Annotated in this window: 14 protein-coding genes; 13 read left to right on the forward strand and 1 reads right to left on the reverse strand. The window is 48.4% G+C overall.

The window, feature by feature from the left end; genetic code table 11:
* Positions 1 to 241 precede the first annotated feature (241 nt).
* The 10 genes from HP399_RS11555 (at position 242) to HP399_RS11600 (ending at position 10268) form a co-directional block, all read left to right on the forward strand.
* Positions 242 to 1597, forward strand: coding sequence for an acetyl-CoA carboxylase biotin carboxylase subunit (locus HP399_RS11555; protein WP_173617201.1), 1356 nt, complete (start codon positions 242 to 244; stop codon positions 1595 to 1597).
* Between the two features lie 36 nt (positions 1598 to 1633).
* Positions 1634 to 1846 carry a biotin/lipoyl-containing protein gene (locus HP399_RS11560; RefSeq protein WP_015892116.1) on the forward strand — a complete coding sequence of 71 codons (213 nt, stop codon included), beginning with the start codon at positions 1634 to 1636 and terminating at the stop codon, positions 1844 to 1846.
* A 51-nt stretch (positions 1847 to 1897) separates the two neighbouring features.
* Positions 1898 to 2797 (forward strand): hydroxymethylglutaryl-CoA lyase, encoded by a 900-nt coding sequence (locus tag HP399_RS11565; protein WP_173617202.1) that lies wholly within the window; start codon positions 1898 to 1900, stop codon positions 2795 to 2797.
* Between the two features lie 38 nt (positions 2798 to 2835).
* Entirely contained in the window at positions 2836 to 3609 is a 774-nt protein-coding gene (locus HP399_RS11570; RefSeq protein ID WP_173617203.1) for an enoyl-CoA hydratase-related protein, read from the forward strand.
* Between the two features lie 17 nt (positions 3610 to 3626).
* Positions 3627 to 5165: an acyl-CoA carboxylase subunit beta gene (locus HP399_RS11575; RefSeq protein WP_173617204.1), complete on the forward strand. Its 1539-nt coding sequence runs from the start codon at positions 3627 to 3629 to the stop codon at positions 5163 to 5165.
* A 172-nt stretch (positions 5166 to 5337) separates the two neighbouring features.
* Positions 5338 to 6303, forward strand: coding sequence for a ketopantoate reductase family protein (locus HP399_RS11580; RefSeq protein WP_173617205.1), 966 nt, complete (start codon positions 5338 to 5340; stop codon positions 6301 to 6303).
* Entirely contained in the window at positions 6300 to 6698 is a 399-nt protein-coding gene (locus HP399_RS11585) for a DUF3397 domain-containing protein (protein WP_173617206.1), read from the forward strand. Before HP399_RS11580 ends, HP399_RS11585 begins: the two co-directional genes overlap by 4 nt.
* A 52-nt stretch (positions 6699 to 6750) precedes the next feature.
* On the forward strand, positions 6751 to 7308 hold the full coding sequence (locus HP399_RS11590) for a helix-turn-helix domain-containing protein (protein ID WP_173617207.1): 558 nt from the start codon (positions 6751 to 6753) through the stop codon (positions 7306 to 7308).
* A gap of 123 nt (positions 7309 to 7431) precedes the next feature.
* Positions 7432 to 9054, forward strand: a complete 1623-nt coding sequence (gene bshC / locus HP399_RS11595; RefSeq protein ID WP_173617208.1) for a bacillithiol biosynthesis cysteine-adding enzyme BshC — start codon at positions 7432 to 7434, stop codon at positions 9052 to 9054.
* Between the two features lie 161 nt (positions 9055 to 9215).
* Complete coding sequence (locus HP399_RS11600) at positions 9216 to 10268, forward strand: S-layer homology domain-containing protein (RefSeq protein WP_173617209.1); 1053 nt, start codon at positions 9216 to 9218, stop codon at positions 10266 to 10268.
* 39 nt (positions 10269 to 10307) lie between these two features.
* Here HP399_RS11600 and HP399_RS11605 read toward each other — a convergent pair whose 3' ends face one another.
* Positions 10308 to 11570 (reverse strand): APC family permease, encoded by a 1263-nt coding sequence (locus tag HP399_RS11605; RefSeq protein ID WP_173617210.1) that lies wholly within the window; start codon positions 11568 to 11570, stop codon positions 10308 to 10310.
* Between the two features lie 111 nt (positions 11571 to 11681).
* On the opposite strand from HP399_RS11605, the gene HP399_RS11610 reads away from it, so the two are divergent.
* The 3 genes from HP399_RS11610 (at position 11682) to mraZ (ending at position 14537) form a co-directional block, all read left to right on the forward strand.
* Positions 11682 to 12611 carry a LysR family transcriptional regulator gene (locus HP399_RS11610; protein WP_173617211.1) on the forward strand — a complete coding sequence of 310 codons (930 nt, stop codon included), beginning with the start codon at positions 11682 to 11684 and terminating at the stop codon, positions 12609 to 12611.
* Between the two features lie 83 nt (positions 12612 to 12694).
* Entirely contained in the window at positions 12695 to 13954 is a 1260-nt protein-coding gene (locus HP399_RS11615; RefSeq protein WP_173617212.1) for an adenosylhomocysteinase, read from the forward strand.
* 151 nt (positions 13955 to 14105) lie between these two features.
* Positions 14106 to 14537 carry a division/cell wall cluster transcriptional repressor MraZ gene (gene mraZ / locus HP399_RS11620; RefSeq protein WP_007717680.1) on the forward strand — a complete coding sequence of 144 codons (432 nt, stop codon included), beginning with the start codon at positions 14106 to 14108 and terminating at the stop codon, positions 14535 to 14537.
* Positions 14538 to 14547: the final 10 nt, after the last annotated feature.

Genomic DNA, 14547 nt, shown 5'->3' on the forward strand with positions numbered 1-14547 from the left:
CACCTTTTGGCCCCGCCCCTTTATTATACACGATGATTGGCTTTTCCGAAGTGTTTTTCTTTTTTTATTGGAGGGATTGTCAGGCAATGATTTCGCTTCCTTGGAAAAATTTAAAATTTCATCCTAGAACTATGATCATTCTCGTGGCAAAATAGAAAGTAGCATCACATGATACAAACCAGGCAAACAATTTGGAAGCGCTTACGGTTGTAGTCGGTTTGTCAAAGAGGGGAGCGTTGCCATGAACAAGGTATTAATCGCAAACCGTGGTGAGATTGCCAGACGAATTATCCGTACATGCAAGGCAAGAGGAGTGGCTACGGTTGCTGTCTATTCGGATGCAGACAAGGATCTGCCGTTTGTTCGTGAAGCAGATGAGTCAGTCCATATTGGTCCACCACCTGTACCACACAGCTACCTGAACGTAGAGGCCATTCTTGCAGCAGCAAAAAGCACCGGTGCCGATGCCATTCATCCAGGCTACGGTCTTTTGTCAGAAAACGAATCTTTTGCCCGTCGCGTTCTGGAGGAAGGTCTTCATTTCATTGGTCCAACCCCAGAGGTCATCGGTCAAATGGGTGACAAGCTGACTGCCCGCCATATTATGGAGGCTGCGGGAGTACCAGTCGTTCCAGGGTGCGAACAGGCTATCGATTCTCCAGATGAAGCAGCTGTCATCGCGATGTCCATCGGATATCCCGTGATGCTCAAAGCCAGTGCTGGCGGCGGAGGAATCGGAATGCACATTTGTCGAGACGAGGCCGAGCTGCGTCAAGCCTACCAATCGGCGAAAGGTCGCGCAAAAGCGTATTTTGGTAACGATGCGATGTACATGGAGAAGTACGTGGAACGTCCGCGTCACATCGAAGTACAGGTCGTTGCCGATCAGCATGGAAACGTCATCCACTTATTAGAACGGGAATGCTCCATACAGCGCAGACATCAAAAGGTGCTCGAAGAAAGCCCTTCGCCCTTTTTGGACACAGCAACGAGAGAGCTTCTGTGCGATGCAGCGGTAACAGCAGCGAAAGCAGTGGGCTATTCGGGTGTTGGAACGGTTGAATTTATCGTAGATGAACAGAAAAACTTTTACTTCTTGGAAATGAATACACGCTTGCAAGTGGAGCATCCCGTGACGGAAGAAATGACGGGCATTGACCTCGTGTCTCTCCAACTGGACATTGCTGATGGTCACCCGCTGTCGATCAAGCAAGAGGACGTAAAGGCTCTGCGCCACGCGATTGAGCTGCGTGTCTATGCGGAAGACCCTGTCACCTTCCTGCCATCGCCAGGGACGATTACGTTGTACCAACCACCTTCATTCGAACATGTACGAATTGATGATGGGGTAGAGACAGGTACACAGGTGACTCCTTTTTACGACCCGATGATTGCAAAGGTCATTGTATCGGGGGAGACAAGAGAAGAGGCTGTGCAACAAGCGCAGAAAGCTATGGATCATTTTCTGATTACTGGCATTAAAACGAACATTCCGTTTTTGCAACAAGTATTACAGGACGAACAATTCCGAGCTGGTAACTATACGACATGGTTCGTTACTGAGCGTGGAGCAGCGTCAAGCACGGAAAAACGCTAAGCTAATAAAAATGATATGCAAGGGAGAGGACCATCCATGAAACAAGTAGCAGCCAATATGGCAGGAACCGTTATTAATGTCCTGGTGCAGCCAGGTGATGAGATCAATGAAGGACAAGACGTTCTTGTACTGGAATCGATGAAAATGGAAGTTCCTGTACAGGCTCAAGCCTCAGGCAAGGTTGTGGAAGTAAAAGCGAATATTGGCGATTTTGTCAACGATGGCGATATCATTGTCGTTTTGGAATAGGATTAGAATACTTCTAAACTGAGCGACCGCTAGGCAAGGAGGTGACTTGTTGTGCGTGTGCAAATCGTGGAGGTCGGTCCTCGTGACGGGCTGCAAAATGAGAGTGTGATCGTTCCGGCAGCAGCAAAAATCGCGCTGATTCATAAGCTGATGGCAGCAGGCTTGAAGCGAATAGAAGCAAGTTCGTTTGTGAATCCGAAATGGATACCGCAATTGGCGGATGCAGATGAGGTCTTGCAGGGAATCAATCGCAGCCAAGAGGTAACGCTTAGCGCATTGGTTCCAAATATTCGCGGCCTGGAGCGGGCGCGTCAATGCGGACTGACAGAGATTGCCCTGTTCATGTCTGCTTCTGAAACGCATAATCAAAAAAATATCAATAAACGGATAGAAGACACGTTTCCGATCCTGCGGGAGGCTGCCCAGGAAGCACTGGCTCTCGGGATGAAAGTTCGCGGATATATCTCAACGGTGTTCGGTTGTCCGTACGAGGGAAACGTTCCGTTGGACAATAGCCGCAGGGTGACAGAGGCGCTATTGGAAATGGGAGTGTACGAGATTTCTCTAGGGGATACGATAGGGGTTGCAACACCGAAGCAGGTTCATGAGGTTTTTGGAGAACTTGTGAAAGATGTTACGAACGAGCGCTTAGCCGCCCATTTCCACGATACGAGAGGAACTGGATTGGCGAACGTAGCAGCAGCGCTGGATGAAGGAATCCGGATCTTTGACAGCTCAATCGGCGGCCTCGGTGGATGCCCGTATGCCCCAGGAGCTGCCGGCAACATTTCGACTGAAGATTTGGTCTACATGTTACATGGAATGGACTATGAAACGGGTGTCGATCTAGAGAAGTTGATTGAGGCTGGTGCGTATATTGGGCAGCAGTTGGACAAAGAGCTCCCCTCAAAAGTGCTGCGGGCATCGCTCGCAAGCAAACCAGCTGGATGATCTGTATTTTCCACACATTCGCAAAGAGGGGATAGAATATGACGGTTTCCCTGCAAAGAGAGGGCGCAATCGGCGTACTAACGCTGCAACGGCCAGAAGTTTTTAACTGCCTCAATCTTGAAACGCTCGTGACACTCCGCGGCTTGATCAGTGAAATCAGCCATGATCGTGACATCCGGACAGTCATTGTGACAGGTGCTGGCGACAAGGCGTTTTGCTCCGGTGCAGATTTAAGAGAGCGGCGCTCAATGTCACCACAACAAGTCGAAGTATATATCCAAACGATTCGAGATACGTTCACAGAGCTGGAAAAGCTACCGAAACCAGTCATCGCGGCGATTAACGGGCTGGCACTGGGGGGCGGTACAGAATTGGCGTTGGCGTGCGATCTGCGGATCATGAGTGAACATGCCCAGATGGGTTTAACGGAGACATCGCTCGGGATCATCCCGGGTGCTGGCGGAACACAGCGTTTACCTCGGTTGGTTGGAAAGGGCGTCGCCAAGGAACTGATTTTTACGGCAAGGCGTGTATTTCCAGAGGAGGCACTGTCCATTGGGTTGATCAATCGGATTGTTCCCGCTGATCAACTCATGGCGACAGCGATTTCTTTGGCCGAGCAAATTTCAGAGAATGCTCCACTTGCCTTAGCCCAAGCCAAGTTTGCCATCGATTGTGGAGTGGAGGTCGAGTTAGCTAGCGGACTTCAGATTGAGAGCAATGCGTACAAGCTGCTCGTCCCGACGAAAGACCGCCTAGAAGGACTCGTAGCCTTTCAAGAAAAACGAAAACCGATATACCGCGGAGAGTGACGAGGGGGATTACGCTGATGACCAAACATTTGGAAGACACATTGCATGGAAAAATCGCCCAAGTAGTGCAAGGGGGCGATGCCAAGTATCATGACAAGCTCAAGGAGCAAAACAAGCTGTTCGTCCGCGATCGCCTCAAGCTATTGTTCGATGACGAGTTCATGGTCGAGGATGGGCTGTTCGCGAATGTTATGGCAGGTGATCTGCCGGCGGATGGAGTTGTAACCGCAATCGGCAAGGTAAATGGTCAAACTGTATGCGTGATGGCCAATGATTCGACAGTGAAAGCAGGGTCTTGGGGATCGCGGACCGTCGAAAAAATTATCCGCATTCAAGAGACAGCTGAAAAAATGCGTGTTCCTCTTCTCTATCTCGTCGATTCAGCAGGAGCGCGTATCACTGACCAATTGGAGATGTTCCCAGGCCGACGGGGTGCTGGGCGAATCTTTTACAACCAAGTGAAGCTATCCGGCAAAATTCCACAAGTGTGCATTTTGTTTGGACCTTCTGCTGCTGGTGGCGCTTATATCCCAGCTTTTTGTGACATTGTCATCATGGTCGACAAAAACGCGAGCATGTACTTGGGCTCCCCGCGTATGGCGGAAATGGTGATTGGAGAAAAGGTGAGCTTGGAAGAGTTGGGCGGCGCACGCATGCATTGCTCCGTCAGCGGATGCGGCGACGTACTGGCTGCCAATGAAGAAGAAGCGATTCAAGCAGCGCGCAGCTATCTGCGTTTCTTCCCGGCGAACTATACGTTGACGCCGCCGACTGCACTGGCGAGAGCACCTGTGCCTACAGCGAAGGAAATCACGAGTATCGTGCCGGAGAACCAGAATGCAGCTTTCAATATGCATGATGTCATTACAGCATTGGTCGACGAGGATTCGTTCTTTGAAATCAAAAAGTTATTTGCCCAAGAGCTGATTACCGGATTGGCGAGACTAGATGGCAAGCCGGTTGGAATCATTGCTAACCAACCGCGAGTGAAGGGAGGAGTCCTGTTTGTCGATTCGGCTGACAAGGCGGCTCGATTCATCACGTTGTGCGATGCGTTTTCGATCCCACTCCTGTTCTTGGCGGATGTTCCTGGCTTTATGATCGGGACAGCAGTAGAGCGGGCAGGCATTATCAGACACGGGGCCAAAATGATCTCCGCCATGGCGGAAGCCACCGTACCGAAAATATCAGTCATTGTACGCAAAGCGTATGGTGCCGGCTTGTATGCAATGGCCAGCGCTGCGTTTGAACCAGATGCTTGCCTTGCACTTCCAGGTGCCCAAATCGCTGTGATGGGACCAGAAGCGGCGGTCAATGCCGTGTACAGTAACAAAATTCAGGCGATTGAGGACCCGGCAGAGCGTCAAGCGTTTATTCAGGAAAAACGCAGAGAGTATCAGGAAGACATCGATCTGTACTTACTGGCATCCAACTTGATTGTTGATGCTGTTGTGCCTCCAAGCGAACTGAGACGAGAATTAATCCAGCGCTACGAGGTTTACAAGGAAAAGCGTCACGTTTTTTCGGACAGAAAGCATGCAGTTTATCCCGTATAAATCAAGGTTCAGGCTGTCGTCAAAAGGCGATAGCCTGATTTTTTTTACAGAAAATGTGTAATAACCTAGGAATATTTCGATAATTTCGATCTTTTTTTGTGGCAATCAATTGAACAATCCCGAAAACTCTGTTATTCTTGAAAAATAAGCATTGATTAATGTGGGTGAACAAATGCTGCTAGAACCAAGGAAGTATCAGGTGGTAGTCATAGGTGGAGGGTCTGTCGGGCTGCTGTATGCAGCAAGGCTCGCACTTGCTGGACAACCTGTTACGATTGTTACACGCAGTTCACTCCAGGCGAATCAGCTAAATGAACGCGGGCTCAGCTTTCAAAAGCTTAATGGCGAAACAGTCACTGTTCCCGTCACCGCCAGCCCCATTGAAAAAGGATTGCCTGAAGGGAAGCTGTATCTGTTAACTGTAAAGCAGCCAGATTTGCACAACGTGCTTCCAGCCTTACAAGGGGTAGACCTTGAGGCAAGAGTGATCGCTTTGCAAAATGGCATGGGTCATTACGAATTGCTTCGAACCGTTTTAACGGAGACGCAGTGCTTCTTTGCGATTAATACGGAAGGAGCTAGGAGATTGTCGCCTACAGAAGTCGTGCATACCGGTACAGGTACTTTGCGCGTAGGTTCTTGGGAGACTTCTGATTGCAATGATCCACTGATTCGCATATTTGTCGACTGGGCGATATCAACAGGCATGGAGGCTGTCTATGAAAAGGCAATACAGCCCTTCGCTTGGCGCAAGCTCATCGCAAATGCGCTGATCAATCCGTTAACCGCGCTTTTTGAAATCCCAAATGGTGCTCTCCTCGAAAATTCACATACGCAACAGCTCATGCGTGCTTTATTTATGGAAGCAGCTGCAGTGGCTGCGTATGCCGGACAAAAAATCGAGGATGCAGACTTGCAGGAAATTGTCTCCATTTGCCGAAATACTTCCCGTAATCTTTCCTCCATGCTGCAGGATATAAAGAAGCGCAGACCGACGGAAGTGCAGTCTATCAACGGCTATCTCGTCCAAGTAGGAAAAGAGGCAGGGATTCCGACTCCGCTGCACGAAACCTTGCTTCGCGTTATCCTTCTGAAGTCAGACATGGGAATACGGAAGGAGGGAGGCGACAGTAGATGACCTTTTTGGCGAATGTCTGGGCCTATTTGTGGGGTACGCTGACGGTTGTGCCGTTTCTCGGGTTTCCGCTCGTTTATTTCATCTTGTATGTGACGACGCGGAACAAGAAATTGGCAGGCCGCTTCGCGATAAATATCACGAATCTTTTGGTGATTCGTTCTGCCGTTTCCGCATACGAACTGATCTGGCCCGAGGCTTTTTCCGCTTGGTGGTGGGTATTCTGCTTTTACCTGGTGGTAACCGTGCTCCTTGGGTGGGTACAAATGAAGTGGAAGGGACGGCTCTCCCTCAAAAAGGTAGGATTTTCGGCTTGGCGTTTGTCGTTTCTCTGGTTTGGATTCGTCTACATAGTGCTGTTTACGACCGGAATTATCAAAACGATGGGTGTCGTGTAAAGCACTGTTGATACATATCGTATTTATTCCGATAAGAAAGAAGGTTGGAAATATGCGACTTCCCATCGAGACCATCGGTCACAAGATTCGAATGATTCGGAAAGAACGCGGCTTTACCTTGGAAATTATGGCAGGTAAGACAGGGTTAAGCAAAGGTTTGCTGAGTCAAGTAGAGCGTGGAATTTCGCAGCCGTCGCTTGATTCGCTGTGGAAAATCACCAAAGCTCTGGAGTCACCCATCATTCATTTTTTCGAAGATATTGATCAAAAGCAGGTGCATGTGACTCGCTTGCAAAAACGCAGACAACTGGTCTTTCCTGAATCGACGGGCACTTATTCGCTGCTCTCGATGGGAGGTAGTGCCAAGCTGGGGATGCTGGAAGTGCGACTGATGCCTGGAGAAATGGTTGTCGACAAGTTCGTACAGTCAGAGGGAGAAGAGTGCTTCACGGTCATTACTGGTAGTGTGACAGCGCGCTTCAACGATGAAGAGCATGTATTGGAAGCAGGAGACAGTATTTCATTTGACAGCAGCAAAACACACTCAATCGAAAATACAGGAGAAACGGAAGCGTTGTTAATCTGGTCCGTCACCCCTCCGCAATTTTAATACAAGCGCAATCGAGCCTGTATTACACTTTGACAACCCATTAAAGTGGGTTGTCTTGTTTTTTGTGGCTGTGGAGCATGGTATAATTTTGGATGACCATGGCCCTAAGAAAGGTGAGCTAGCATGAATGTTGAATGTCTCGCGCTTCCATTGGCGAATCCGCTGGCACAGGAGTACCAGCAGCAAAATGCCTCTGCATTACAGTTTTTTGCGCATAATCCCTACCGTGAACAGTCCTACCGAGAACGCGTGGAATGGCTTCAAAGTCAATCCTATCCTCACCGGAACCAGCTCGTGGAAGGCTTATATCATTTTAATAAAGAGATGGGTACTCACCCTGAAGCACTGAAAAATATCGAGTTGCTCAAACAGCCAGACACCTATGTGGTCATTGGCGGTCAGCAAGCAGGAGTTCTGGGTGGACCACTCTATACGGTCAACAAAGCTGTTCATCTGATCCAGGCAGCGAAGAGGCTGTCTGCCGAGCTTCAGGCGAACGTCATTCCGGTGTTTTGGATTGCTGGCGAAGACCATGACATCGATGAGATCGATCATGTGTACTGGGGAGCGGACGATGGGAAGCGCCTACACAAAGAGCGACTAGCTCTGAACAAAAAGGGCCGCCAATCGGCAAGTACGCTATCCTTGGACCCTGAACTGTGTACGCAGTTCCTGGAAAAGTTTTTCCAGGGACAGACAGAGACAGCCGAAACCAAACAGATTCGTGAGTTGCTGACGCAGACTGCAGCAGATTCGCGTACAATCGCAGAGTGGTTTGCCCGCTTGATGGCAAAACTGTTTGGCAGGCACGGTCTTGTTCTGGTTGAATCTTCGTTGCCGATTGTTCGTGAACTGCAGCAACCCATCTTTTCACAGATCATTGAGAACAATGAGCAATTGACGAAGGTGTTGCTACGGGCAGCGGATCGGATTTCAACCGCTGGCTATCCGCTTCAATTGCAAGTGGAAGAGCATCAAGCCAATCTATTCGTCTATGAGAGCGATGATCGATTGCTGCTAGAACGTCACGGGGAGCGCTTTATCAATCGGAGACGTTCTTACAGTCGCGATGAATTGCTCAAGCAGGTTGCAGATTCACCGGAGCGTTTCAGCACAAATGTTGTTACCCGCGGGTTGATGCAGGAGCATCTGTTTCCTACGCTTGCCTTCATTGGAGGTCCGGGCGAGATTGCTTATTGGGCATATTATCGGGAGGTATTCGAGCTATTCGGGATGCAGATGCCGATCGTATTGCCTCGTATGTCCATTACCCTTGTGGAAGGTGCTCAACTGAGACTGCTGGATAGCTTAGGGCTTTCTATTGAACAAGTCTTGACTGATTTCACTGCTTGGAAAACCGAGTGGTCCAAAAACCAGCCGCCACATCCGTTGGAGCAGCAATTCGCATCGGCACGGGAGTCGATCATGTCGATCTATCGTCCGCTGGTAGAGGAGGTTATTTCTCTGGATGGCGGATTGCGTGGTCTGGCTGAGAAAAATAGTAAGCTGTTGTTAGAGCAAGTATCCTTTTTGGAAGAGCGTCTGATTCGCTCGCTACAGCAAAAAGATGACGTGGAGCATGTGCGCGTCCAACGAATTGAGACCGCATTGTTGCCCGAAGGTGGGCTGCAAGAAAGAAAGCATTCGTTTTTCCCGTTCGCGAATAAATATGGTCTTGGCTTGGTTGACCGATTAGTAGATGCGCCATTCGCGCATGATGGTACTCATCAACTTTATTACCTGTAAAATGCAGTGCAAAAATAGTCGGATCGTCCTAGAGGTGGACCCGGCTATTTTTTGTTGTTTAAGCAGATGGAAAACTTTTCTTCAAATTATGCCGAAACTTTTCCGACAAATTCTGCGTATTAGTAGTAATGGATTGTTTTTGGGGAAAGGTGGTACTCGGGATGCAGATTACATTACAACAAATCGGGAAAAAAGCCACTCTACTAGTTGTAAGCTTGTCGGTTTTATTGACGGGCATCGCAACCGCAGGATTGAAAAAGGCCGACGCACGGGAAGCATACGTGGCCAATTCCCCTGCATTTATCGACACAAATGGACATTGGGCAGCAAAAGAAATAGGGATTGCTACCAAAAAAGGATTGATTAAAGGCTTTCCCGACGGAACCTTTAAGCCAGAGCAAACAGTGACGCAAGAACAGTTTTTATCCCTGATTGAACGCGTCATTCCTTCCTTTACAGGTCATGAGCCGGAGAGCTTTATCAAAGAGACCTACTTGCAAGCTGCTGTGGGACGTTGGTCGGAAAAAACCTATCACCATTTGGCTTCAGCGGGTATCATGCCATCGGGGAAACCGACGGATAGCATGACGCGGTTAGAAGCAGCAAGAACCTTGCTTGCAGCCATCGGGCATCAATCAGAAGGAGAAAAATATCGGGGAACGACAGCGAAATTTTTCACGGATCTTTCGGTCGAAAATGAAACACAGGTGATGACGGTCTACCCTGCCTACAAAATGGGGATTTTGGCTGGCTTTCCAGATGGAAGCTTTCGTCCTGATGACAAAATCAACAGAGCACAGGCAGTCGTTCTGTTAAATCGTTTGGAAACAAAAATCGACGAGCTGTACCCTGGCAATGTAACAGAGAGCGAGAAAAAGGCAATGACACAAGCTGTCTCGTCATTTGTAGGTGACGTGATGGATAAGCAAAAGATTCGTCGCTTTGATGACTTGGTCGCGTATGTAAAGAAAAACAATCTGCCTGTGAGCGAATCGTTTTTACGCGAGCATTTTTCGTTTATGCAGTATGAAGTGTATGATTATGTCCGGTTTCCGCAGTTTAATGAGCTGATGTACTTTGCAAAAATCGGAATGAATAAATATAGAATGACGGTTCAATATTACGCAGGAGATTTGGGTGGAAGCGTCGATCGCACGTTTTACCTTTACTCAAGCGATGGCAAAACGTTTCGACTGATTGGAAAAGATGAATAAGAAAAGAAGGCTGGGACATGATCCCAGCCTTTTTTCGTGTCAGGCATGACGTTTTTGCCAGATAAAAAGGACGAGTGCAATCACGAGTGGATAGAGAGCGGACCACCCCAAAAAAGGATAGAGTCCTACTGTACAGATGAGAGAAGTCCAGGAAGCGATTCGGCCTACGCGACTATTGCGCAAGAGTCGGACCCCAGCAAGACATCCACCGATGTAAGTCGCAAAAAAGGTTGCATTGGGTAGCTCGATGAGTCTGGACAAGTCGATTACGTCGAAATAGAGTACGCCGAGAACGAGGACAAAACAAAGAGAGAGAAACAGAAGCCCGCCGGTTGGAGTCCGGTACTTGGCGTGGAGGGTGCCAAACCAGCGAGGAGCGATCTTTTCTTGCGCCAACGAATAGGCGATGCGTGACGCAGCTCCAATGTAAGCGTTGGCTGTTGCGATACAAATGAACAAGGCGGTTACGGCTACAATCCATCCGCCGATCGGACCCAGGGAGAGTTGAACCATGACACTGAGCGAGGCAGCAGAGATGCCGACCCCGTAGCTATGCGTAGCCACAGTCATAAAGGCCACGGCAAAATACAAGAGAGCAACGATTCCCGCACTCCACAAAACACCGCGAATCGCGTTTTTCGCAGGATCGACGAATTCCTCTGAGAGATGCGTCACGGCTTCCCACCCAATGAAGCACCAGAACATCAGACCTGCTGCTTGCACGACACTCAACCAACCGTTTGGCATAAAAGGGGAAAAGTGAGTGACAGATGCATGCGGAATGCTTGCGACAACGGCCAAAATCAAAATCGTGATAATCAGCGAAACAACAATCGTTTGGACACGTGCAGCTACATGCAAGCCTACAACATTCATCATAAGGACAGCGAGAAGAAGCAGAGCAGCTGCTGCATATACTTGCGAGTCATTCCAGTTCAGCAGGATCGCAATATAGTTGGCCCCTGTAACACTCAGGATCGGTGCGCCAATCGGGACAGACAAGAGAAAGAACCAGCCTACCATGTTTCCGAATCGATCTCCATACGCTGTCCGTACAAATGTAGAGACTCCACCTGAGCTTGGATAACGAGCAGATAACAGCCCCATCGTAATGGCCATAGGTAGGACGAGAATAGACATGACGAGCCAAGCTAAAATGGAAGCAGGGCCAGCCTTTTGCGCGGCGAGTCCGGGGATGAGCAGTACGCCGGAACCGATCACCGCCCCGATGTATAAGGCGACGATCTGCGGAAGTCGCAGTGTTTTGGCTAGTCCGGGGGCTTGCGTGGATAAATTCCCCATAGGTAGATCCCTCACTTTTTTTACTTACCATCTCGTTGGTAACTGAAGTGTAGCATAGACATAATCATCGGAGTTATCTATAATATTAGATAATTCGAATCGATTTTTCCGATGAAAAGAGGGGGAAATCTGGATACTCGTTATTTGCAAACATTCCGTGAAGTAGCAAAATGCCAGAGCTTTACACGTGCAGCAGAAATTTTAGGCTACGCGCAGTCAAGTGTGACGGCCCAAATTCAAAATCTGGAATCGGAGTTCGGTGTCAGCCTATTCGAGCGTTGGGGCAAAAAAATCAGGCTTACCCACGCAGGCGAAGTGCTTCTCGGCTACAGCGAGCAGCTGCAAGCCGTATTAGAGGAGGCAAAAGCGAATCTGTCGGAGCAGGCACATTTGGCGGGAACGTTGAGTATTGGAACAGTGGAGTCACTGGCAGCCTTTTATTTACCACCTTTTTTGCAAAAATTTCGCTTGGAGCAACCACGTATGCGGATCATGCTTGCACCGGGCATCTGCCAAGACTTGAGACAGGGAGTAAAGGAAGGGAAGTTCGATTTCGCCTTTGTGCTCGATTGGCTCCAAGATCAATCTGAGCTGACAAATGTCGTTTTAGGTGAGGAAAAACTAGTTGTTGTGGCTGCACCTACCCATCCACTTGTAAAAAAAGAAAAGGTAGAAACTCACGATTTTAACGGGGAAACCTGGATTTTTACAGAAAAGGGATGCAGTTACCGAGGGATGATGGAATCGGTGTTGCGTGAAGAAGGAGCCACCGTGGAATCTTCTTTTGAATTTGGCAGTTTGGAAGCGATAAAACAATGTGTTGCCTATGATTTAGGAATTGCGTTACTTCCGAAAATTGTCGTACAAGAAGAAGTGAAAAATGGTACACTAGTGATACTCACGTTTTCCCATCCGGATATCCGTGTTTTCCGACAGTTGGTCTACCATAAAAAGAAATGGATGCCTCAGGCTTTGTTACGCTTTTTGGAGCTGCTTACGGTAGAAACCGCAGAGCGTAAATTGCCGATAATAGGAAAATAATTGGAAAAACTGATGATGGTTGAACTTGCGTATGATATGATAGACAAGGTTGCTTTATGAGATAAAAGGAGGTCCATCCGTACATGAACACAGTATCTGAAAGCATCGTAAAAGATATGGCGTTGGCGCACAACGGCCATCTGAAAATTGATTGGGTAAAAGAACATATGCCTGTTCTTAACCGCATTCGTGAGCGCTTTGAAAAAGAGCAGCCGTTTGCAGGCCTGAAAGTTGCGATCTCCTTGCACTTGGAAGCAAAAACGGCTTATCTGGCAAAAGTAGTTCAAGCTGGTGGCGCTGAAGTAACCATTACTGGTTCCAACCCGCTGTCCACGCAAGATGATATTTGCGCAGCTTTGGTGGAAGACGGTATTCGCGTATTTGCGAAATACAACCCAGATCCTGCGGAATACAAAGATCATCTGATCAAAACACTGGAAACTCGTCCTGACCTGATCATTGACGACGGTGGCGACCTGATCACTATTTTGCACAGCGAGCGCCGTGATCTGTTGTCTCAAGTACGTGGTGGTGCAGAAGAAACGACAACAGGTATTCTGCGTCTGAAAGCGTTGGAGAAAGAAGGCAAGCTGGAGTTCCCGATGGTTGCCGTAAACGATGCATTCTGCAAATACTTGTTCGATAACCGCTATGGTACGGGTCAATCCGTATGGGATGGTATCAACCGTACAACGAACCTCGTAGTAGCTGGTAAAACTGTTGTGGTAGCTGGCTATGGCTGGTGCGGTAAAGGTGTAGCGATGCGTGCAAAAGGTTTGGGCGCAAAAGTAATCGTAACCGAAATCGACCCAATCAAAGCGGTAGAAGCTTACATGGATGGATTTGAAGTAATGCCAATGCTCGAAGCTGCGAAGCATGGTGACTACTTCGTAACAGTGACAGGTAACCGCGATATCATCAGCAAAGAGCATTTTGCAGTGATGAAAGATGGCGCAATCTTGTCCAACGCGGGTCACTTCGATGTCGAAGTAAACAAGGTCGATCTGAATGCAATGTCGACATCTTCCCGTATTGTGCGTAAAGATATTGAAGAATTTGTCTTGACTGATGGTCGAAAAGTGTACCTGCTCGCAGAAGGCCGCCTCGTGAACTTGGCTGCTGGCGACGGACATCCGGCTGAAATCATGGATATGACCTTTGCTCTGCAAGCGGTATCCTTGGCTTATGTCAATGAACAGTACAAAAACATTGGCAAAAAAGTGCTGAACGTACCATTCGAGTTGGATCAAATGGTTGCTCAGTACAAGCTGGAAGCTCTGAACATCGGAATCGACAAATTGACAGATGAGCAAAAATCCTACCTGGAAAGCTGGGTCGAATAGTCCCTCGAATCCCGTCTTTTCCCGGCAAAAAAATATGCGAAAAAATCCTGCATACAAACGCAGGATTTTTTTTTATAATAACAAATAGGTACTAGGTGGGGAAAAGTGGGGGAAAGTGGAGCCAACCGACAGGAAAGTGGGGGACTAGGGCGTGTTCATGGGGGAATATCAACACAGCATCGACGAAAAAGGCCGCCTGACGATCCCAGCCAAATTCCGTGAAGGGCTAGGCACTTCCTTTGTTATTACCCGCGGTCTGGACCAATGTTTGTTTGCTTATCCGCAAGATGAGTGGAAACAACTAGAGGAAAGACTCAAGTCTCTCCCATTTACAAAAGCAGATGCTCGCGCATTTACACGATTTTTCTTTTCAGGTGCCACCGAATGCGAGTGGGACAAGCAGGGAAGGGTAAACATACCACCCAATTTACGTGAGCATGCAGGCATGCAAAAAGAATGTGTGATCATCGGGGTGTCAAACCGTGTAGAGGTATGGAGCAAGGAACGCTGGGAAGATTACTTTGCCCAGTCAGAAGGCTCTTTTGGAGAAATTGCCGAAAAACTGGTTGATTTTAATTTGTAGCAGCGAGAAG

The sequence above is a fragment of the Brevibacillus sp. DP1.3A genome (genome assembly GCF_013284245.2).
Classification (GTDB): domain Bacteria; phylum Bacillota; class Bacilli; order Brevibacillales; family Brevibacillaceae; genus Brevibacillus.